Source organism: Trinickia terrae, from assembly GCF_005144415.1.
Lineage (GTDB): Bacteria > Pseudomonadota > Gammaproteobacteria > Burkholderiales > Burkholderiaceae > Trinickia_A > Trinickia_A terrae.
This window is the reverse complement of record NZ_SWJE01000021.1, coordinates 90198-111882: the sequence shown is the minus strand read 5'-3', so window position 1 is coordinate 111882 and position 21685 is coordinate 90198. Positions and strand designations below refer to the sequence as shown.

At 65.4% G+C, this 21685-nt stretch carries 17 protein-coding genes; 4 read left to right on the top strand and 13 right to left on the bottom strand.

Annotated features, from left to right (window positions below):
* The 3 genes from FAZ69_RS29815 to FAZ69_RS29805 form a co-directional block, all read right to left on the bottom strand.
* Positions 1–376, bottom strand: a 376-nt coding sequence (locus FAZ69_RS29815) for an NAD(P)/FAD-dependent oxidoreductase (protein WP_136898682.1), incomplete at its 3' end; no start/stop codon positions are given.
* Positions 377–393: 17 nt separating this feature from the next.
* Positions 394–1632 (bottom strand): CaiB/BaiF CoA transferase family protein, encoded by a 1239-nt coding sequence (locus FAZ69_RS29810; RefSeq protein ID WP_136898681.1) that lies wholly within the window; start codon positions 1630–1632, stop codon positions 394–396.
* 14 nt (positions 1633–1646) lie between these two features.
* Positions 1647–2834, bottom strand: a complete 1188-nt coding sequence (locus tag FAZ69_RS29805; RefSeq protein WP_136898680.1) for an acyl-CoA dehydrogenase — start codon at positions 2832–2834, stop codon at positions 1647–1649.
* A 127-nt stretch (positions 2835–2961) separates the two neighbouring features.
* On the opposite strand from FAZ69_RS29805, the gene FAZ69_RS29800 reads away from it, so the two are divergent.
* Positions 2962–3873: a LysR family transcriptional regulator gene (locus tag FAZ69_RS29800; RefSeq protein ID WP_136898679.1), complete on the top strand. Its 912-nt coding sequence runs from the start codon at positions 2962–2964 to the stop codon at positions 3871–3873.
* An 18-nt stretch (positions 3874–3891) separates the two neighbouring features.
* On the opposite strand, the gene FAZ69_RS29795 is transcribed toward FAZ69_RS29800, so the two are convergent.
* The 7 genes from FAZ69_RS29795 to FAZ69_RS29765 form a co-directional block, all read right to left on the bottom strand.
* Complete coding sequence (locus FAZ69_RS29795) at positions 3892–4812, bottom strand: LysR family transcriptional regulator (RefSeq protein ID WP_136898678.1); 921 nt, start codon at positions 4810–4812, stop codon at positions 3892–3894.
* Positions 4813–4841: 29 nt separating this feature from the next.
* Positions 4842–5534 (bottom strand): EthD family reductase, encoded by a 693-nt coding sequence (locus FAZ69_RS29790; protein WP_136898677.1) that lies wholly within the window; start codon positions 5532–5534, stop codon positions 4842–4844.
* Positions 5531–6070 (bottom strand): 4-hydroxyphenylacetate 3-monooxygenase, reductase component, encoded by a 540-nt coding sequence (gene hpaC / locus FAZ69_RS29785; protein WP_136898676.1) that lies wholly within the window; start codon positions 6068–6070, stop codon positions 5531–5533. The genes FAZ69_RS29790 and hpaC overlap by 4 nt, the downstream gene beginning before the upstream one ends.
* 42 nt (positions 6071–6112) lie before the next feature.
* Positions 6113–7333 carry an acyl-CoA dehydrogenase family protein gene (locus FAZ69_RS29780; protein ID WP_136898675.1) on the bottom strand — a complete coding sequence of 407 codons (1221 nt, stop codon included), beginning with the start codon at positions 7331–7333 and terminating at the stop codon, positions 6113–6115.
* A gap of 65 nt (positions 7334–7398) precedes the next feature.
* The gene (locus FAZ69_RS29775) at positions 7399–8748 is read right to left on the bottom strand and encodes an MFS transporter (protein WP_136898674.1); all 1350 of its coding nucleotides are present in this window, start codon (positions 8746–8748) and stop codon (positions 7399–7401) included.
* Positions 8749–9078: 330 nt separating this feature from the next.
* Positions 9079–10200 (bottom strand): 4-hydroxyphenylpyruvate dioxygenase family protein, encoded by a 1122-nt coding sequence (locus FAZ69_RS29770; RefSeq protein ID WP_136898673.1) that lies wholly within the window; start codon positions 10198–10200, stop codon positions 9079–9081.
* A 154-nt stretch (positions 10201–10354) separates the two neighbouring features.
* Positions 10355–11782, bottom strand: coding sequence for a cytochrome P450 (locus FAZ69_RS29765; protein ID WP_136898672.1), 1428 nt, complete (start codon positions 11780–11782; stop codon positions 10355–10357).
* A gap of 116 nt (positions 11783–11898) precedes the next feature.
* Between FAZ69_RS29765 and FAZ69_RS29760 the strand changes: the two genes are divergently transcribed.
* Positions 11899–12837, top strand: a complete 939-nt coding sequence (locus tag FAZ69_RS29760; protein WP_136898671.1) for a helix-turn-helix domain-containing protein — start codon at positions 11899–11901, stop codon at positions 12835–12837.
* Positions 12838–13287: 450 nt separating this feature from the next.
* Positions 13288–14430, top strand: coding sequence for a porin (locus FAZ69_RS29755; protein WP_136898670.1), 1143 nt, complete (start codon positions 13288–13290; stop codon positions 14428–14430).
* Positions 14431–14518: 88 nt separating this feature from the next.
* Here FAZ69_RS29755 and bktB read toward each other — a convergent pair whose 3' ends face one another.
* The 3 genes from bktB to FAZ69_RS29740 form a co-directional block, all read right to left on the bottom strand.
* The gene (gene bktB / locus FAZ69_RS29750; protein ID WP_136898669.1) at positions 14519–15706 is read right to left on the bottom strand and encodes a beta-ketothiolase BktB; all 1188 of its coding nucleotides are present in this window, start codon (positions 15704–15706) and stop codon (positions 14519–14521) included.
* Positions 15707–15722: 16 nt separating this feature from the next.
* The gene (locus FAZ69_RS29745; protein WP_136898668.1) at positions 15723–17513 is read right to left on the bottom strand and encodes an acyl-CoA dehydrogenase; all 1791 of its coding nucleotides are present in this window, start codon (positions 17511–17513) and stop codon (positions 15723–15725) included.
* 198 nt (positions 17514–17711) lie between these two features.
* The gene (locus FAZ69_RS29740; RefSeq protein WP_136898667.1) at positions 17712–18728 is read right to left on the bottom strand and encodes an AraC family transcriptional regulator; all 1017 of its coding nucleotides are present in this window, start codon (positions 18726–18728) and stop codon (positions 17712–17714) included.
* Between the two features lie 220 nt (positions 18729–18948).
* Between FAZ69_RS29740 and FAZ69_RS29735 the strand changes: the two genes are divergently transcribed.
* Positions 18949–21678 (top strand): winged helix-turn-helix domain-containing protein, encoded by a 2730-nt coding sequence (locus tag FAZ69_RS29735; RefSeq protein WP_136898666.1) that lies wholly within the window; start codon positions 18949–18951, stop codon positions 21676–21678.
* Positions 21679–21685: the final 7 nt, after the last annotated feature.

Below are 21685 nucleotides of genomic sequence, written 5' to 3'. Positions count from 1 at the left end.
CGTTGGCGAGGCTGATCACGTAGTTGCCGTGGTTCTTGAAGTTGTCCGGCAGCGCCCAGTTCGGGGTCTTGACGGCGCCTGTCTCGGTGAGAAAGAGGAAGCGGTCCTCGGTCACTTCGACGTTCAAAGGCGCGCCTTTTTCCTTCCAGTCGGGCATCAGCTCATTCAGCGCTCGTGGGTCCATCACCGCGCCGGAGAGGATATGCGCGCCGATCTCCGAGCCCTTCTCCAGCACGCAGACGCCAATCTCGACGCCCTTTTCCGCCGCCAATTGCTTCAGGCGGATCGCCGCCGAGAGCCCCGCGGGGCCGCCGCCGACGATCACGACGTCGTACTCCATCGACTCGCGCGGGCCGTATTGCTCGATCAGATTCATGTTTTCGCCCGTGCGCGTCATACGATTTTCTTGAGATGCAGATCGGCGATTTCCCCCTCGGTCATGTCGAGCCAGCCATGCAGCACGTCCTCCGTGTGCTCGCCGAGCGTGGGCGGAGAGCGCCGGTATTGCACCGGCGACTCGGACATCCGGATCGGGTTGGCGACCAGCGGCACATGATCTGCAAGCGCATGCGGCATCTCGATGCGCATCTCGCGGGCCTGCACGTGCGGATCGGCGAACACCTTGTCGAGGCTGTTGATCGGGCCACATGGCACGCCCGCCGCTTCCATCACCGCGACCCACTCAGCGGTAGTGCGGCTCACCGTGACACTGTGAATCAGCGCGATCAGCGCGTCCCGATGCTTCACGCGCTGCGGATTCGTCGCAAAACGTTCATCCCCCGACCATTCCGGCCTGCCCAGCGAATTGCAGAGCTTGGCGAACTGGCCGTCGTTGCCGACCGCGATAATCATGTATCCGTCGGCCGTCGGGAAATCCTGGTAGGGCACGATGCTCGGATGCGCATTGCCCATGCGTCGCGGCACCATGCCGCCAACCAGGTAATTCGCCGCCTGGTTGGCGAGGCAGGCGATCTGCACGTCGAGCAGCGCCAGATCGATATGCTGTCCCTCGCCGGAGCGCTCGCGGCGCGCCAAGGCGGCAAGGACCGCCACCGTCGCATAAAGCCCGGTCATGACGTCCGTCAGCGCCACGCCCACCTTCAGCGGGCCTTCGCCTTCAGTGCCATCGGCGCGCCCGGTCAGGCTCATCAATCCGCCCATGCCCTGGATCAGAAAATCGTAGCCGGCGCGCGCGGCATAGGGCCCGGTCTGGCCGAACCCCGTGATCGAGCAATAGACGAGCCGCGGATTCGCTTCCTTGAGGCTCGCATAGTCGAGGCCGTACTGAGCGAGTCCGCCGACCTTGAAGTTCTCGAGCAGGACGTCCGCCTTGCTCGCCAGCTGCTTCACGAGACGCTGCCCGTCGGGCTCGCTGAGATCGATCGTGACGGACCGCTTGTTGCGATTGGCGCTGAGATAGTAGGCGGACTCTCCCGTTGGCTGCCCGTCGGCGTCGTTCAGCCAGGGCGGCCCCCAGGCGCGCGTGTCGTCGCCCCCGCCGGGGCGTTCGACCTTGACCACGTCCGCGCCGAGATCCGCGAGCAGCTGGCCAGCCCAGGGACCCGCCAACACGCGCGACAGGTCGAGCACGCGCAGGCCCGCCAGCGCCCCTTGTTGCGATGTGTCGTTCATGGCCTTGGCTTCATTCAGAAAGCGGCGATGCCGGTGATGGCGCGGCCGAGAATCAGCGCGTGAATGTCATGCGTTCCTTCATACGTATTGACGACTTCGAGATTCACGAGATGCCGCGCGATCCCGAACTCGTCGCTGATGCCGTTGCCGCCGAGCATATCGCGCGCGACGCGGGCAATATCGAGCGCCTTGCCGCACGAATTGCGCTTCATGATCGAAGTGATCTCCACCGCGGCGGTGCCCTCGTCCTTCATGCGTCCGAGGCGCAGGCAGCCTTGCAGGCCGAGCGTGATTTCCGTCTGCATGTCGGCGAGCTTCTTCTGGATCAGCTGGTTCGCCGCCAGAGGCTTGCCGAATTGCTTGCGATCCAGGACATATTGGCGCGCGCGATGCCAGCAATCCTCGGCGGCGCCCAGCGCGCCCCAGGCAATGCCGAAGCGCGCGCTGTTCAGGCAGGTGAACGGCCCCTTCAAGCCGCGGACTTCCGGAAACGCGTTTTCCTCAGGGCAGAACACCTCATCCATGACGATCTCGCCCGTGATCGAAGCCCGCAGGCCGACCTTGCCGTGAATGGCGGGCGCCGACAGCCCCTTCCAGCCCTTTTCCAGCACGAAGCCGCGGATGGCGCCTTCGTCGTCCTTCGCCCAGACGACGAACACATCGGCGATCGGGCTGTTGGTGATCCACATCTTGCTGCCCGTAAGCTGGTATCCGCCCGGCACCTTCTTCGCGCGCGTCACCATGCCGCCCGGATCGGAGCCGTGATTCGGCTCGGTCAGGCCGAAGCAGCCGATCCACTCTCCGCTCGCCAGCTTCGGCAGGTATTTCTGCTTGGCCGCCTCATTGCCGAACGCCTCGATCGGCACCATGACGAGCGACGATTGCACGCTCATCATCGAGCGGTACCCCGAATCGACGCGCTCCACTTCTCGCGCCACCAGCCCATAGCAGACGTAGTTGAGCCCCGCGCCGCCATAGGCTTCCGAGATCGTCGCGCCAAGCAGCCCCAGCCCGCCCATCTCGCGGAAGATCGCCGGATCGGTGCTTTCATGGCGAAACGCCTCGAGCACGCGCGGCGCGAGACGCTCCTGGCAATACGCCCGAGCCGATTCGCGCACCATGCGCTCGTCTTCGGTCAATTGCTGGTCGAGGAGCAGCGGATCGTCCCATTGGAAGGATGCCGACTTGTGCTGATTACTCATTTCATACTCGCGAGAAGTGGGTCGTGCGGCTAATCTAACGATGCCCATACGCCACCGCAAGCGATTTGTTCGCACCCACCTGTGCGAAAATCGCACAAATCAGCCACCCCTCGTATGAGCCCGCGCCATGCGCCGAAAAATCCCCTCCACCGCCGCGCTATCCGCCTTCGAGGCCGCGGCGCGCCATCAGAGCTTCACCAAGGCCGCGGACGAGCTGGCCGTCACGCAAAGCGCGGTCTGCCGGCAGATCGGCTCGCTGGAGGATTTTCTGGGCGTCAAGCTGTTTCGCCGGGACCGGCGCGGCGTGACCCTGACCGAAGCGGGTCTCGCGTATAGCCGCAAAGTCGCTTCCCGTCTCGACGGCGTCGAGCAGGACACGCTGGAGATCATGGCCAAGGGCGGCCACGGCGGAACGCTCGAGCTCGCCGTCGTGCCGACGTTCGCGACCAAGTGGCTGCTGCCGAGGCTGCCGCTCTTCATCGGCGAGCATCCGGACATCACCGTCAATCTCACCGCGCACACGCGGCCATTCCTGTTCGACGATACGGAGTTCGATGCGGCGATCCACGCGGGTGTCGCCGCATGGCCGGGAACGGAGGGGCAGTTCCTGATGCGCGAGAGCCTGATCGCCGTATGCAGTCCGTCCCTCATCGCGCCGCGCACGCGGCTCGCGCCCACGGACTGGAAGCGCTACCCGCTCCTGCAGCAGAGCACGCGGCCCTACGCGTGGCGCGACTGGTTCGCCTCGCGAGGCCTCCAGATCGAAGGGGACATGTCGGGCCCAAAGTTCGAACTCTTTTCGATGCTCGCCGAAGCCGCGGTGCATGGCATCGGCATCGCGCTCATCCCGCGACTGCTCATCGAAGACGAGCTGCGGCGCGGCGTCCTCGCGCAGGTGGTCAAGTATGAACAGCTGAGCGATCGCTCTTATTACTTCATCTATCCGGAGCGCAAGTCCGACAACGCGGCATTGACCGTGTTTCGCGATTGGATCGAGGGCCAGGCGCGCCGATACCGGGAATCCGCCGGGTTGAGCTGAGGGCGATTAGCGGGGGCGCTACGCGCCCGGGAGATGAAACATGCCGTAGATCGCGTCGCGCAGCCACGCGATGCCCGGGTCCGCCGAAAACTGCGTGTGCGAGTGCACCTGAATCTCGATCGGCGGCAGCGCAAACGGCAGCGGCAGGATGCGGAAAGCCTTGTTGCGATTGAAGCGCTGCGCGATGCTCTTCGGAAAAATCACGGCGAGGTCGGTATGGGCGACGATCTCCGGCGCGACCACGAAATGCGGCAAGCGCAGCACGATATCGCGCTTCAGGTTCAATTCGGAAAGCCATTGCTCGACCATCCTGTGCCCAGTCGCATTCGTGCTGGCGTAGACGTAGCGCAAGCCGGCGAGATCCTCCTTGGTGGGCTTGCGCTTCTTCAACGGGTGACCGGCGCGCACGACGCAGACATGTTCGTCGACGAACAAGGTCCGGCTCACGCAGCCCGCGTCGAGGCCGGGCACGTAGCCGAGCGCAAGATCGATCTCCCCGCCGCGCATGGCCGCGCTCACCGATTCGACCGGCACGTTGGCGATCTCGATCCGGATGCCGCGCGCGGTCCGGTCCAGCATGGCGGCAAGCGGCGGAAGAAAGTAGAACTCGGACATGTCCGACATCGACACGCGAAATACACGCTGGGCCGTCGACGGATCGAACTTCGACAGCTGCTGCACCGCGAGGTTGATGATGGCGAAGGCCTGCGTGAGCGGAGGATGGAGGCGCTGGGCCGCGTCGGTGGGCACCATGCCCGAAGGCGTGCGCACGAACAACGGGTCTTCGAACATCAGCCGCAACCGGCGCAGCGCATGGCTGACGGCCGGCTGAGTCAGGCCGAGGCGGTCGCCCGCGGCGGTCAGGCTGCGCAGATCCCATATCGTCAGGAACACGCGCAGCAGATTCAGATCGGCAATGCTCTGGTTCGCCTTGGTCATGGCCTTCGATACCGGTTTGCGTCGATCGGTCAGCTCGCCGGCAGATTACCGTAAATGCTGTGCATCGGGTAATGGAGGGCGTCGCCTCGATATCGCGGCAAGGCGTCGAAATCGGCTTTCATCTTCGCGCGGACCGGCGAGGCCAGGGCTGCCGACAGCGCGGAAAAATCGTCGAACGCCACCTTGTTGCGCTGCATCGCGGCCGCGCGCGCAAAGGCGAGGCCCGTCCGGTAGTCGACGCGCGTATAGATCTCCAGCTCGCGGAGCCCCGGCAGCTGCATCATGAGCGGCGGATGATGCGTCATGTAATGCGTGAGCCACGCGTTGAAATCGTCCGCTTCGCCTTCGTAGCTGACGAGGTAGGTGCAGCGCTCGGCCGGTGCCTGTCCGTCCTCGGCTTTGAGCTTGCGCACCGCCATGACCTGCTGCACGAATGCGCCATGATCCAAGAGCATCCGAGCGGCGACTTCAAGTGCGGACTGAATAGCCCCTTGACGTTGCAGCGCCGCCTCGAGCAGACCCAGATCGTCGAAATACCACTGGAAAACCAGGTTCGGATGATTCGCGGGCGACTTCAGAAAAGGATCGCCGCTCGGCGATTCATCGCGGCAATGAAACACGAAGCGCTTGAGTCCCGCGATCTCCTGTGCGGCGGAACTCAACGCCCCGACATCGATGCCGGGGCCGCCGCCAATCAGAAAGAGACACGCCTCCACGCTCATTCCCCCTGACTCGCAACAGCAACCGGCGACACCATCTCGCCTGGCCGCGCCAGCCGATGGAACTGCCTGCCGAAATAGATCAGCCCGTCGCCTCCCCCTCGCATCGAAATATGATCGATGCGCACGAACATGACCGAGTGCGATCCCACGGTCTTGATGTCGACGATCTCGCCTTCGAGGCTGGCGATCGCGTCGGACAGCACAGGCACCGCCAGGCTCCCGTGCTCCCAGGCGCATCGATCGAAGCGCTCGGCCATCGAGCCCCCCGTCATGCCGGCGAAGCTGCGCGCAAGCTCCTGGCACTCCGCTGCGAGCACGTTGATGCAGACGTTCCGGTTCTCGCACAGCACGCCGTGCACGTAGCTCGTCTGGTTGATGCAGACGAGCATCGTCGGCGGCGTGTCGGTCACCGAGCAGACCGCGGTGGCGGTCATGCCGCAGCGGCCGTGCGGCCCGTCCGTCGTGATGACGTTGACGGCGGCCGGCAGGCACGCCATCGCGTCGCGGAATTGTCGTCTGGATTCGTCGTTCTCCATCTCGTCCGGCTCCTTTCTCCTATGGCGAGGCTGCGGCTGCGCTCAGGGATACGGCGTCACGACAGGCGCAATGCCGACGAACAGCGCCCCCGACGCGTCGTAGGTGCCCTCGCCGAGAAACGCATGCTGTGTGACGACGATCGAATCGCGAACCAGTTGCTGCAGACGGTTTTCGCGGTAGATCGCGGCAATGCCCGCCATCTGGTAGGCCTGCATCACGACGTCGGCGCAAACCTGCGCCGCGTGCGTCGCGCTGAGCCGCAGCAGGTTGGCCTGCGCCGGTGTGACGGGGTCGCCCGCCATGATGGTTTCCCACGCCGCGTAGGCGGATTCGAAGAAGAACGCTCTCGCGGCGCGCCAGTTCGCCTCGCCTTTCGCGAGGCCCGAGCGGTAGTACGCGCGGTCGGCCAGACGGGGCGCGCCCGTCGTGGTTTGCGTCACGCCCGACATCTCCGTCAGCAGATCGAGCGCGGCGCGCGCGAGTCCCACGTTGACCGCAGCGTGCACCTGCGCCTGATAGGCGACGGCGGGATAGCGGTAGAGCGGCTCGTCGATCAGCGCTTCGCTGCCGCGGAAGAATGTCCAGCGGGCGTCGACGAACTTGTCCTGCAGGCGCAGATCGTGACTGCCGGTGCCTTGCATGCCGACGACGTTCCAGTTCTCGACGATCTCGACCTCGCTTGCCGGGAAGACCGCTGTGAACGGCTTTCCGACGCCGGTTCCGCCCGCGTCAGCAGGCGCTGCGCCGATGCCCACGCCGATCCAGTCCGCGCCTTTGCAGCCGCTTGCGAAGCGCCATCGGCCGCTGACCCGGTAGCCCCCCGGCGCCGCTGCCGCTTTTTGCGGCGGATAGAGGCCGCCTGCGAAGACCTGGTCGGGCCCGGACGCGTAGATCTGCTCCTGGGTTTCGACGGGCAGTGCGGCCAGGTACGTGTTCGCCGACCCGAACGCGGCGACCCACGCGACCGATCCGTCGGCGATCGCCAGCCGCTCGAGCATTTCGAGGAAGCGCGGCGGCGGCAAGGCATCGCCGCCGAACCGGCGCGGCGTGCTCGCCCGGAAAATGCCGGCGCGTTTCATCTTGGCGATCATGTCGCGCGGAACGTGCGACAGCCGGTCGAATTCGTCCCTGCGGCGCTCGATCTCCTCGATCAGCACGTCGAGCGGGATGGGGCCAGGGTACTCGGGATAGTCGGTGTTCGCGTTGGCCTCGCGGGCGTCATAAGCCCAGGTCGAAACGCTCGCGCGTTGGACGCTTTGCATGATTCGGTACCTCGATGGATGGTTGAAGCGATGTGCGGATTGCCGCTTTTGCCGCGACGTCGTTATCAGGCGTCGCCTTGAACGCTTTGCTTGGCCCCGGGCCTCAGCGGCTTCGGCAAGGTCTCCGGCGCGAGACACGTGGCCAGCACGGTCACCAGCCCGAGTGCGACGAGATAAATGGCGACGGGCGCCGCATTGCGGTAATGGGCCAGCAGCGCCGTGGCGATCATCGGCGACAGCCCGCCGCCGAGCACGGAAGAGATTTCGCGGCCGATGCCGAGGCCCGAGAAGCGCAGATGCACGGGCAGCAATTCGCTGATGAACGCGGGCTGCGCGCCTTCGAGGATGCCGAGCGTGATGCTGTTGGCGAGGATGAGCGCCGCCATCACTTTCCACAGCTCGCCCGATTCGAGCAGCGCGAAGTAAGGGTAGGCGACCAGCACCATCGCAATCGCCCCGGCGAGATAGACGGGCTTGCGGCCGACCTTGTCGGTGAGGCGTCCCATCGCGAGCGCGACGGGAATCATCAGCAGCATGGAGACCGTGAGCCCGCCGAGCACCCACGACGATTTCAGGCCGAGAAACTGGCCGTATGCGATCGAGAAAGCGAAGAAGACATACGACGCGCCGCCTTCGCCGAACCGCAAGCCAAACACCGTCAGCACCTGGCGCGGGCAGCGGCGCAAGACCTCGACGATCGGCATGCGGGCGTCGCGATGCGCGGCGCGGCTCTCGGAGAATTCCGCGCTTTCGCCGACGGAACGGCGCATCCAGAGGCCGAGCGCGACGAGCGCCGCGCTGGCGAGGAACGGCACGCGCCATCCCCAGCTCTGGAAGTCCGCGGGCGGCAGCGTCTTCACGAGCATGAACGCGCCGGTGGACAGCACGAAACCGAAGGCCGCGCCGCTGGGGCTCCACGCGGCCAGCCCGCCACGCTTGGAGGCGGGCGCATTCTCGTAAATCAGCAGAATGCTGCCGCTCCATTCGCCGCCCGCCGCCAGGCCTTGAAGCACGCGCAGCAGCACGAGCAGGACGGGCGCGAGGATGCCGATCTGCTGGTAAGTCGGCAGCAGGCCCATGCACACGGTCGCGATGCCCATCGTCAGCAGCGTGAGCATCATGACCGTCTTGCGTCCGTGACGGTCGCCGATGTGGCCGCACAGCACGCCGCCGATCGGGCGCGCGATGAAGCCGACCGTAAAGCCGCCGAAGGCGGCGATCGTTCCCGTCAGCGGATCGGTGCCGACAGGGAAGAACAGCTTGCCGAACACCAAGGCGGCAGCGGTGCCGTAGAGAAAGAAGTCGTACCACTCGAGGATCTGGCCGAGCACCGCCGTCGTGACCGCGCGGCGAAGCGCGCTCGTCGGGCGATGAGTCGAAGGGGAAACGAGCGGGGCTATCGCGTCAGGATTCATGGTGTCGGGCAAGCATGAAGTGGAAGTGCCTGCCTCGTTGCAAGCGCAATCGGCAGGGTGGCGATACACGTCAAAGCGACTTGGAGCCAACGATAGGAGTGCTGCCGTACGCGGTCAAATTCGGGACAAAAATGAACGGTATGAATGGCTTTTATGGGGAAAAGCCGCTCGCGCACAGGTCAGGCAGGAAGGCGCCGCGCAATGCGCGGCTCAGGGAAATTCAGCGGGGCCGACGAAGCAGTGGCGTGCCGGGATTGCCGCCGGCACGTTTGATTGACAGGCAATGAAGCCTTGGAGAACGGGCTTTGGTGAATGCGCGTCTACAACGCTTTAACCCGCCGCGCGCGCGCGGGCGAGCGCCGCGAGATTGCCCGCGCCGAACCCATGATGCCCCTGCCGCTGGACGATCTCGATGAAAATCTCGCCGGGCCGCGGCTTGATGAAGGTCTGAAAAAACAGCTTCGGCACGCCGTCTGCGCCGATCTCGCCGTCGATCAGCACCGCGCGGCGGCGCAGCGCGTCCAGATCCACGCCGTGTCCCGGCAGACGCGCATCGACTTGGTCGTAATAACGCGCGGGCGGCTCGATCAGCTCGACGCCGTTCGCCTGCAGCGCATCGACGCATGACAGGATGTCGCCGGTGGCAAGCGCGATGTGCTGCACGCCCTCGCCTGGGTGGCCCGGCAGGTAGGCGTGCATCTGTGCGGTCAGCAGCGAGCCCTCTTCGTAGACCGGAATGCGCAGCGCGCCGCCCGGCGAGACCATCACGCGCGAATCGTCCGACACATCGCACGTCGCGTCGATCTCGTGGATCTCGCGGAAATGCAGCAGATCGCGGTAGAAATCGAGCCATTCCTGCATGCGCCCTTCGCCGACCGTCTGCGTGAAGTGATCGACCTGGACGAGCCCGGTGCCCACGCAATCGAGGTCCGCATGGGCGGTGGCGATGTCGATCGGCCGGAAATCGATGTCGAAGATCGAGATATCGCCCACGCCGCCGCGCTGGCCGCCGCGGCCGCGCCAGCGGTCGACGAAATAGAGGTGCGAATCGCCGATGCCCTGGATGGCCGGAATCTTCAGCTCGCCGACCCCGACACGCTCGCCTTCGAACGCCCACGCGCCCAGCCTGAGCGCCCGCTCGAACGCGCGCCGCGCGTTGTCCACGCGGATGCCGATCGCGCACACGCCCATGCCGTATTCCTCGGCGTAGCGAGCGGCGAAGGAGTCGGGCTCCGCATTGATCAGGAAGTTCATCTGACCCTGCCGGTACAGCGTGACGGCTTTGCTGACGTGCCGCGCGATCGCCTTGAAGCCGAGCTGCTCGAAACGCTGCGCGAGCGCCTCGGGCACCGGCGCCGCGAATTCGACGAACTCCAGGCCCGCCATGCCGAGCGGATTGGCATCCGGATCGGCGGCGGGGGCGTCGTTGGACAGCGGGGGATTGGCGGACATTCCAGTCTCCGAGGGCAAAAAACGTTCTGTTGCGGTTTCGGCCAGCCGGCACGCGGCGCCTTGCGCCGCATCGCCGCCATCGTCACCGGCCGTTCAGTCGGGTAATTTTAACCAAACCGTTCAGACCGCACACCCTCGCCGCTTTCCGCGTCCGCTACATAACCCCGGAGCCGGCCGGCGCGACCGCCAAATGCATCGGCTGATCCGGCCGCAGCGTGACATTCAGCACGGGGCGCGGAGACGCCGTCCCGACGGCAACCGACAACGTGAATCGCTGCAACACCATCGCCGCGATGACCGTCATCTCCGCCGTGGCCAAGTGCTGTCCGAGGCAAACACGCGGGCCCGTGCCGAACGGCATGTAGGCACCGCGCGGCACTTCCGGCGCCTCGGGCGCAAAGCGCTCGGGCCGGAACGCGCCGGGCTCCGGAAACCATCGCGGGTCGTGATGCATCAGTTGCACCGGCAGCATGAACAGCGTACGCGCGGGCAACTGCCACGGGCCCAGCGTGATGGCCCTCGTGCTTCGGCGGCTGATGAGCACGGGGGCGACGGGATAGAGGCGCAGCGTCTCCTTGAGCGTCTGGGACAGGTAGGGCAGCGACGGGAGCGTGTCCGCCGTCGGCGCCGCGCCCTGCAGAACCCGCTGCGCTTCATCCCGCGCTGCCGCTTGCGCCGCCGGGTTCGACGCCATGCACCAGGCCCACCAGACCAGCGTCGCGGCGGTGGTTTCATGTCCGGCCAGGAACGTCGTCATGCATTCGTCGCGCACGGCTTGCAGCGGCCACTGCGACGGCGCATCGCCGTGCAATTGCAGAAGCCGCGTCAGCAGATCGTCGGGCCAAGCCTCGCGGGGCAGGCTCAAGCGCGTTTGCAGATGCCTGTCGATCAAGCCGTTCAGGTCCGCCACGGCTTGCCGCTTGGCGCGTTTCCAAGGCGCCCAGTCGGGCCAGCTCGCCGGCCAGTAGAACTCGGCGTTGGCCGCCGCGCTGACCACTCGGATGGCGTGTTCCGCGATGCGCGCGTCCTGGCCGATGCTGCTCGAAAACATCATCTGCAGGATCACCTCCATGGTCAGCGACGTGAATGCGCTTTCGATCGGCCAGCGCGGATCGTCCTTCGGCCACTGCGCGAGCGCCTGCCCGGTAGCGGCGGCAATCGTCGCCACGAAGGCTTGTGTCGCCTTCGGCGAAAAACTCGGTTGCAAGGCGTGCCGCTTGCCGCGCCACGCCTCGCCTTCGGAAACCAGCACGCTGTGCCCATGCACTTGGGAGAAGACGCGTATGCCGCGCTCCCACCGGACCAACGCGTCGTGGTGCGTGACGAGCAATTCGCGCGCGAGCTGCGGATCGGCGACGACGACCTCATGCTCCGGCCAGATGCGCAGATGCACCACGTCGCCAAACTCCTGCTTCCAGGCCGCCAGCGTGCCGAGCAGGTCGCGCGACATCCTGTTCAGCAAACGCCAGCCGGTCAGGCCAGCCGGTGGTCCCGGAGGCCACATGCCGGGCGGATGAAGTGCCGTCGCGGAAGACGGCGCATCTCGATGAAACGGGCAACGGGAGGAGGATGGCGAGTTCATGGGCATCTCTCAGTGACGGAGCAGTCGTATGTCGGCATGATTCGCCAACCAGCGCCTCCTGTCTTGAACGCAAACGACATCGACAGGCCCACGCCCCCTGCCTATACTGCGCGGTCATGTCCTCCCAGCCCTTGCCCGCCTTCCCGCAATGCCCCGATCCCTCCACGCGCGCGCCCCGCGTGCCGAGCGGCAGCCGGGGCCCTCACTCGCGGCTCTATCTCGCGCCGCCGGCCTTGCAAGGCGCGATCGTGGCAATTCTCTGCCGGGATACGCGCGGCTTCGAACTGAGCGACGCTCAACGCCTGTCCCACTTCCCAGCCTCACCGCGCGTGTGTCTTTCGTGGTTCCAAGGGCTCGATGCGGGACTCGTGGAGCAGGTGGACGGCGGCCCGCTATGGAGCCCATTCGGTACGGCGGTCACGATTTCGGGCAGCCAGTCCCGCCCTACCGTGTGCTGGGCGCCGAACAGCGGGCGCGGGGGCATGGTGTGTTTTGCCGCGGATGCGGCGCAGGCCTTGTTCGGCGTCGATCTGTCCATCGCCCAGGACCGCATCGTTCCGGCCGGCGAGCTGCTCGGGGAGACTTGGCGGCCGTTCCTCGAAGCGCTGCTCGCCGCCGATGGCGACACGGCGTCGCTGGCCGTGCTGGAACAACATCTCGCCGCACGCTGGCGGGCCCTCCGGGGCGGCGGCTCCGCCCTGTCCTCGCTGCGCGAGGCAGGCCGCTATTGGGTCGAGCGCCTTGCCTGGCAGGCCCACGAATGGCGGCGCACGCATAGCCCGCGTCAGGTCGAGCGCCGCATCAAGGCGCACAGCGGACGCTCACTGCGCGAGTGGCAATCGCTCGTCAAGACGGAAGGCTTGTTCTTCAACGCACGGGAGCGCTACGAGACCGGACAGCCCCTGGATTGGGCCGCGATTGCCCAGGACGAAGGCTTTGCCGATCAGGCCCACCTGAGCCGCGCGGTCAAGCGCAGCACGGGCTTCTCCCCGAGCGAGTTCACCCAGCGCTTCATCGAGGACGAATCTTTCTGGGTGTATCGGCTGTGGGTGTGACCTGCGCGCAGCTTGCGCGATCGGTCCACCGCCCGACCGGCGGCTCATTTCCCGATGTAAGGCGGAGTAACCTCGATTAACAATTGCCGACGGAAAATCGTGTAGGCGTCAATTATAAAACCCAGATTTCGATCATTAACCGCAATAATCAAATATTCAGAAAGAAAGTTAATGAAATATCATTACGAATCAAATTAACAAAACTCGACGGCACCCATGCTAATCTGGCCGTGCTTGATCTCCCAGAAGAGTCTTTGAATCAGGCACTTGGGGCGTTCTCACACAAGTGAGAGCGCCCCGTTTTTTGTCTTTCCATTTGCGCTTTTCATTTGAATATTACAATGAAATAATCTGAATGCAGCAAAAACACAACATTCAATCCATCGATGAAAAGCCTTGAGATATTCTCCGCATCTCAATAACAACCGATAGTCGGTTAACGGAGAAAAGATGAAAAAGATCGCTATGTCCGGCCTCTCGCTGGCGATTCTCGGCATGACCGGCGCGGCGCATGCTCAGAGCAGCGTCACGCTGTACGGCTTGATCGACGCAGGCATCACCTACACCAGCAATCAGGGCGGCTCGCACAACTTCCAGGAAACGAGCGGGTCGGTGAACGGCAGCCGCTGGGGCCTGCGCGGCTCGGAAGACCTGGGCGGCGGCCTGAAGGCAATCTTCACGTTGGAAAACGGCTTTAGCATCACGAGCGGCAAGCTCGGCCAGAACAGTCTCGAGTTCGGCCGGCAGGCATTCGTCGGCCTGTCGAGCGATCAGTACGGCGCCGTCACCCTCGGCCGTCAGTACGACTCAGTCGTCGACTACCTGGGCCCGCTCGCGCTGACCGGCACCGGCTACGGCGGCACCATGGCCGCACACCCGTTCGATAACGACAACCTCGACAACTCGTTCCGAATCAACAACTCGGTCAAGTACCAGAGCGCGAACTACGGCGGCCTCAAGCTCGGCGCGCTCTATGGTTTCTCGAACTCATCGAGCGGGTTCTCGACGAACCGCGCGTACAGCTTCGGCGCATCGTACAACTACGGTCCGTTGAATGTGGCGGCCGGCTATCTGCAGTTGAACAACTCGGGCACCTCGCTGAATTCGAGCGGCGCGGTCACCGCCGACACCACCTTCACGGCCGCCACCCAACGCACCTACGGCGCGGGCTTGAACTACACGTTCGGTCCCGCCGTCGTCGGCCTCGTGTTCACGCAGACCCACCTCGACGGCGCCACCGGTATCGGCGCATCGGCGTCGGGCACGTCGAGCGGCTTGACGCTGACGAACAGCAGCGCGCGCTTCACGAACTACGAAGTGAACGGGCGCTACAACATCACGCCGGCGTGGTCGGTGTCGGGCGCCTACACGTTCACCGATGCGCGTCTCGACGGCGTGAGCCCGAAATACAACCAGGTCAGCTTGCAGACGGCGTACGCGCTGTCGAAGCGCACCGACGTCTACCTGATGGCCGTGTATCAGCACGTCAGCGACACGGGCAGTTCGGGTATCACGGCGGATATCAACGGCCTGAGCCGGTCGTCGACGGACAGCCAGGTGGCCACGACGATCGGTCTGCGTCACCGCTTCTGAGATCGGTCCAGCGGCATCTGAAGCACGAAACCCGGCCGTGGCCGGGTTTCGTGCGTTCCTTCGCGCAGGCGCTGCGGCGGCAGCGCGCTTACTGAAGGTTTTCGAAGATCACCGCAATGCCCTGGCCGCCGCCGATGCACATCGTCACGAGCGCATAGCGCCCGCCGATGCGCTGCAGTTCATAAAGCGCCTTCACCGCGATGAGCGCGCCCGTCGCGCCGATCGGGTGCCCGAGCGAGATGCCCGAGCCGTTCGGGTTGACCAACGCCTGATCGAGCCCGAGCTCCTGCGTCACGGCGCACGCCTGGGCGGCGAACGCTTCGTTCGCCTCGATCACGTCGAGATCGCGAACCGAAAGGCCCGCGCGTTCGAGCGCGAGACGCGTGGCCGGCACCGGCCCGATGCCCATATGCAGCGGATCGACGCCCGCGTGCGCGTAGGCGACGAGCCGCGCCATCGGCTTGGCCCCGCGCGCTTGCGCAACACTTCGCTCCATCAGCACCACGGCCGCCGCCGCATCGTTGATTCCCGACGCATTGCCGGCCGTCACCGTGCCGTTCTCCTTCGCGAAGACCGGCTTGAGCTTGGCGAAGTCGTCGAGCGTCGCATCGTGGCGCACGTGCTCGTCGGTGTCGAAGACCACTTCCTTGCCCTTGACGGTGCGAACCACCGGCACGATCTGGCTCTTGAAGCGGCCCTCGGCGATCGCGCGTTCGGCGCGGCGGTGCGATTCGAGCGCGAGCGCATCCTGCGCCTCGCGCGAGATGCCGAACCTGCTTGCGACGTTCTCGGCCGTCACGCCCATCGGCACCGCATGGAACGGATCGTTGAGCGCGCCCAGCATCATGTCGACGAGGCGCACATCGCCCATGCGCGCGCCGAAGCGCGCATCGGGCGTGAGGTACGGCGCGCGGCTCATGTTCTCCGCGCCGCCGCCGATCGCGACATCCGCATCGCCGAGCAGAATCGTTTGCGCGGCGGACACGATCGCCTGCAGCCCGGAGCCGCACAGCCGGTTGACGTTGAATGCGGGCGTCGTCTCCGGAATGCCCGCATCGATCGCCGCCACGCGCGAAAGATAGAGATCCTTCGGCTCGGTGGCGATCACGTTGCCGAACACGACGTGGCCTACGTCCGCGGCGGCCACGCCCGTGCGCGACAGCGCTTCGCGCACGACGAGCGCGCCCAGCTCGGTCGGCGCGAAGTCTTTCAGGCTGCCGCCGAATTTGCCGATGGCGGTGCGCACGCCGCCGACGATCACGACTTCTCTGCTCATTGCTTCTCCTCCATTCTTAGAATTGGTCTTCGCCGAGCGCGAGCACGCCATGGCGGCTGTCCGCGCTGACGACCGAGGCTTCGATGCCCGCAGCCTGCGCGAGGATGTGCTCGGCGTAGAACTGCGCGATGGCGATCTTCGTGTCGTGGAACGCGGGATCGTCCGCGCGATCGCGATGCGCGACGATGAGCGCGCGCGCCATCTGCCAGCCGCACAGCACGATGCCCGCGAGCTTGAGGTAGGGCACGCTGCCCGCGAACACGGCGTTGGGGTCGCGCTTTGCGTTCGCGATCACGAAGTCGATCACGTTCGACAACGCGTGCACGCCCTTCTCCAGCCCGGCTTTCATCGATGCGGCTGCGGCACCGTCGATCTGCGCCAGCGCTTCGACCGTCCCCGCGATTTCGGCGATGAGCGCCTTCGCCACTGCGCCGTTGTCGCGCAGGGTCTTGCGGCCCACCAGGTCGTTGGCCTGGATCGCGGTCGTGCCTTCGTAGATCGCGAGAATGCGCGCGTCGCGGTAGAACTGCGCCGCGCCCGTCTCTTCGATGAAGCCCATCCCGCCGTGCACCTGCACGCCGAGGCTCGCGACCTCGTTGACCATCTCGGTGCTCCAGCCCTTCACGACCGGCACCAGATATTCGTAGATCGCCTGATGGCGCGCGCGCTGCGCTTCGTCGGGATGATGGTGCGCGTGGTCGCTGTGCGCCGCGGCGACGTATGCAAGAGCGCGCGCGCCTTCGGTCATCGCGCGCATCGAGGCGAGCATGCGGCGCACATCGGGATGGTGGATGATGCTGACCGCCTGCTTCGCGGAGCCATCGACCGGGCGGCTTTGCACCCGCTCCTTCGCATACGCCGCCGCCTTCTGATAGGCGCGGTCCGCGACGGCGATGCCCTGCATGCCGACGCCGAAGCGCGCCGCGTTCATCATGATGAACATGTACTCGAGGCCGCGGTTCGCCTCGCCGACGAGATAGCCGATCGCGCCGCCGTGATCGCCGAATTGCAGCACCGCGGTCGGGCTCGCCTTGATGCCGAGCTTGTGCTCGATCGAGACGCAGTGCACGTCGTTGCGCGCGCCGAGGCTGCCGTCGTCGTTGATGAGGAACTTGGGCACGATGAAGAGCGAAATGCCCTTCACGCCTTCCGGTGCGTCAGGCGTGCGGGCCAGCACGAGATGCACGATGTTGTCCGCCATGTCGTGCTCGCCCCACGTGATGAAGATCTTCGTGCCGGAGATCTTGTAGGTGCCGTCGCCTTGCGGCTCGGCACGCGTGCGCACGAGCGCAAGATCGGAGCCGGCCTGCGGCTCGGTGAGGTTCATCGTGCCGGTCCACTCGCCCGAGATCAGCTTCGGCACGTAGCGCTGCTTCAGTTCTTCGCTGCCGGCGGTCAGGAGCGCCTCGATGGCGCCGTCGGTCAGCAACGGACACAGCGCGAACGACAGGTTCGACGCGTTGAGCATTTCCATGCACGGCGTGGCGATCAGCTTGGGCAGACCCTGGCCGTCGTAGTCGGCCGGATGCTGCAAACCTTGCCAGCCGCCCTCGGCGAACTGGCGGAATGCGTCCTTGAAGCCGGGCGTCGCCGTCACCACGCCGTCGCGCCAGCTGCTCGGATTGCGGTCGCCCTCGACGTTCAGCGGCGCCAGCACTTCGCCGCACAGCTTGGCGGATTCGTCGAGCACGGCTTGCGCGGTATCGAAGCCCGCCTCCTCGAAGCCCGGCAGCTTCGCAACGCCGTCGATGCCGGCCAGTTCCTTCAGCACGAACAGCATGTCTTTGATGGGGGCGGTGTAGCTCATGATCGACGTTCCAGTGAGGGCGATTCGGGCCGGCGAAACCGGGGGCATGCGCGCTGCGGCTCGCCTCAAGGTGGCAAACAAAGCCAAGCGCAAAGGATGTACGGCGGATCGTAGCAGCAACGTCCCCCGTCCGAATTGTCAAAACCGGACCACATGGTGACAAATCCGGCCACTCTGCTCAGGCGGCTGCGAGGCCCGTCACGCCGGGGGCCGGTTGCGCGTCCGGTAGGTGCCGGGCGTGCTGCCCGTCCACTGGCGAAAGGCGCGATGAAAGGCGCTGGGATCGTCGAAGCCGAGCTCGGCCCCGATGAGCGCGATGGTGTCGTGCGTATCGGCGAGCCGCTGGATCGCGATGTCGCGCCGCAGCTCGTCCTTGAGCGCCTGGAAGCTGGTCTCCTCGGCGGCGAGCCGCCGGCACAGCGTCCGCACCGAGCAATGCAGCTTTTGCGCCGTCTCTTCGATGATCGGCAGGTCGGGCAGCTTCGCGGCGAGATACTGGCGCACCCGATGGCTCACCATCTGCTCGCTGAACGATTCGAAGATCCAATCGCCGGGCGCGCGGGCGAGGAAGCTGCGCAGGTTGCGCTTGTTCTGCCTGAGCGGCATGTCGAGATAGTCCGCGCTGAAGCGCATCAGCGTGCTCTCGCAACCGAAGCGCAGCGGCCCCGAGAAAAAGTAACGGTGATCGAGCGCATGCGGCGGACGCGGAAACGCGAAGTCGACTTGCAGCAGCGGAATCTTCTGGCCGATGAGCCAGGAAGACACGCCGTGTGCGAGCTTGAGCGTCAGCTCCTGGCCGAGCGTCCCGATCTGGCCATACGCGGGGTTCGGACGCAGCGCGACCTGGGCGACGTGGCCGTCGCGGCGCGACTCGACATGGAAATCGTCGAGAACGATATGGAAAAACTGGCCGAAGCGGTGCAGCGCGGTGTCGAGGTTGCGTGCATCGAGCAGACTCAAGCAGAGAAACTTCAGCGTGCCGCTGCGCAACGGGCGGCTGAAGATGCCGGGCATTTCGTCGTCGAGCTCGATGGCGAGCGTGCGGTACAGCGTCGAGAACTGCTCTTCCGTGACCCGCGCGCCGGGCCGCGCGAGCAGATCGGGCGCGATGCCCGCTTCGTCGAGATAGCGGCGGATCACCTCGGGTTGCGTGCGCGCGCCGGCCAGGAAGCCGTTGACGAGCGAGATGGGAACGGTGGCGCTGGGCGAGAGCATGCGGGTATCACGCGGATGGGTCGTTGGTCGATCGCCAATCCTACGAATGCAATAGATTGACCGCTTTGAAAAACCCGGTCTTTTACCTAGTGCCCTGGATTGTGCGCCGCAATAGGATTATCCCTCTTTGGCAAGGCCGCCTGGAATGGGTTGGCGTATTATCTATCGAGCCCCATGGTGGTTGGTGACACGTCAAACCGCGACGCAACCCAGACATGACATGACCGAAGCGATGCTCTCGACGAGGCAACCTGTCCTGCTTGCCACAAAGGTAGTCCCGCCGCGCTTGCCCACGGGCTTGATCGATCGCCCGCGCCTCGCCTCTCTTGCCGCGCAGACGGAAAAGAAGCGCCTCACGGTGATCAAGGCTCCCGCCGGATTCGGCAAGACCTCGCTCGCGCTCACCTGGCTCAATGCGCTCGGCACGAATAGCACGCGAGTCGCCTGGCTCTCTCTCGACGCCGACGATGACGAGCCCGCCCGATACTTCAATCACCTCGCGCGGGCGCTGCGGCAAGCCTGCGGGGACGTCGGCGCATCGGTGATCGGCTTGACCGCGGAAGCGTCGTTCGTGCCGGCCAATGCGCTGGCGTCGACGCTGATCAACGAGCTGATCGACGTAGACGACGAGGTCTACGTTTTCATCGACGACTACCACTTGATCAGCGAAGCGCCGATTCACGAAGCGATGTCGCTCTTCATCGCCAATCTGCCCTCGCAGGTCCACGTGGTGCTGTGCACCCGCACGGATCCCCCGCTTCCGCTCGGCAAGCTGCGCGCCCGCAACGAGCTGCTGGAGATCGACGCATCGACGCTCAGATTCAACTTCGACGAGACGCGCCGCTTCGTCGAGCACGAATGCCCAGGCAAGCTCCGCACCACGGACATGAAGTCGCTGTTCGCGACGACCGAAGGCTGGGCAGCCGCGTTGCGCATCTCCGCGTCGGTGCTGGCTCGGGACGATCGTCCGCGCGGCTGGAAGGCAAGCGTGCCGAGCGGTTCATCGAGGCCGCTTGCCGATTATCTCGAAGACATCCTTCAGTCCTTGCCTGCGGAGATGCTCGCATTCATGCTGCGCACGGCGATACTCGACCGCCTGAGTGCACCGCTTTGCGAGGCGGTCACGGGCATCAGGCCGAGCCAGGCCATGCTCGACGCCATCGTCGCGCGCCAGCTGCTGCTGGAGCCGATGGACCTGGAGGGGCACTGGTTCCGCTATCACCCGCTCATGGCCGAGTACCTTCAACGTCAACTGGAGGCGCGGCACCACGAGGAGATCGCCGAGCTGCATCGCCGCGCGTGGCAATGGTACGCGGCGCAGCGCCAGTGGACCGATGCGGTCAAGCACGCCATTGCGGCCGGCGCGACCGGCGACGCCATCCGGCTCATGGAACACTGCGCGAGATCGCTTCTCAAAGCGGGCGACCTGCTCACCCTGGTCGGCTGGCAGCGTCAATTCCCATCCGATCTGATGCGCGCGCAGATCACAGTCACGCTGGCGGCGGCCTGGGGCACGGTCCTCGCCATGCGCTTCGATGAAGCCGTCCCGCTGCTGGACTCGATCGAGCGCGATGCCGCGGACAAGTCCGTCGACGCCGACTACGTGCACTGGGAATGTGTCGCGATTCGCTCGGCGCTTGCCGCCTTGCAGGACGACCCGCAACGGGCGCTCTTGCTCGCCGGGCAATATCTCGACCGGCCGGCGCGCGATTCCTGGACCACCAACGCGGTCTCGAACGTAGCGCGCTTCGGCCATTGGAAAGCGGGCGATTTCGAGGCTCTGCACGCGATACCGTGGATTCCCGACTCGGCCGACGAAGACCACCGCAGCATCTTCTCCTCGGTCTATCGGCTTTGCCTGCTCGGCCACGTCGAAATGCAGCAGCTGCACTTCTCGCATGCGGAGCGCCGTTTCACCGAAGCGATGGAGCTCGCCGAGCAGCACTCGGGCCGGCAGTCGATCGCGGCTGCGCTGTGCGCCCCGATGATTGCGCAATTGCGCTATGAGCAAGGCCGGCTGGACGAAGCGGAAGCGTTGCTCGTCGAGCTCATGCCGATCATCGAGCTTGCCGTGTTTCTCGACAGCGTGCTGATCTGCTATCGCATCCTCGTTCGAATCGCCGTGGCGCGCGCCAATTTTTCGCGCGCGTATGCCTTGCTCGACAGTGCCCAGGCCCTCGGTCAGGCACGCGGCTGGAACCGGCTGATCGCCGCCGCGCTTTCGGAAAGAGCCCGGCTCGATCTCGTGGAAGGCAGGTTTGCCGAAGCGGGAGCATGCGTGGCTCAACTTCGCCAGTTGGCCGCGCCCGACGCCAAGCGCCCCACCCCGGTATCGGCGGAAATCGAGAACTACCGGGACCTCGGAGCCGCGTATCTCGCGATGCGGCGGCATCAGGCACAAGAAGCCGTCGGACTCTTGAACGGTGCGCTCGAACGTCTCGAACGCCCTCATGGTTCGTATCTCGCGCTGCGAATCCGGACCGTCCTCGCGCTGGCATGGCTAAGCGCAGGCAATCGCGAGCGGGCGCTCGAGATATTTTTCGAAGTCGCGGCGGTCGCAGCGCCCGCCGGGGTCTGCCAAACCATCGTCGATCAAGGGCCTGAGATCGGTCCGCTGCTGACGCTGGCGCGCGATAGCGTCCGCACCCACGCCAGAACGCAGGACACAACGGCCTGGCTGGATCGTCTGCTGGAAAGCTGGCGAGCGCTGCACGAACCCGGCAGCAAGCCGCATCGAGAAGCCGAACGGGACCGCCTCAGTTCGCGAGAGCGCGGCATCGTCGAATTGATCGCACAAGGACAATCGAACAAGGAAATCGCGCGCACGCTAGGCATCACGCCTGAAACGGTCAAGTCTCATGTCAAGAGCATCTTTACGAAGCTGGCGGTCGACAAACGCGCTCAAGCTGTCTCGCGCGCGCAAGCGCTGGGATTGGTGAAGCACAGCTAACAACGGA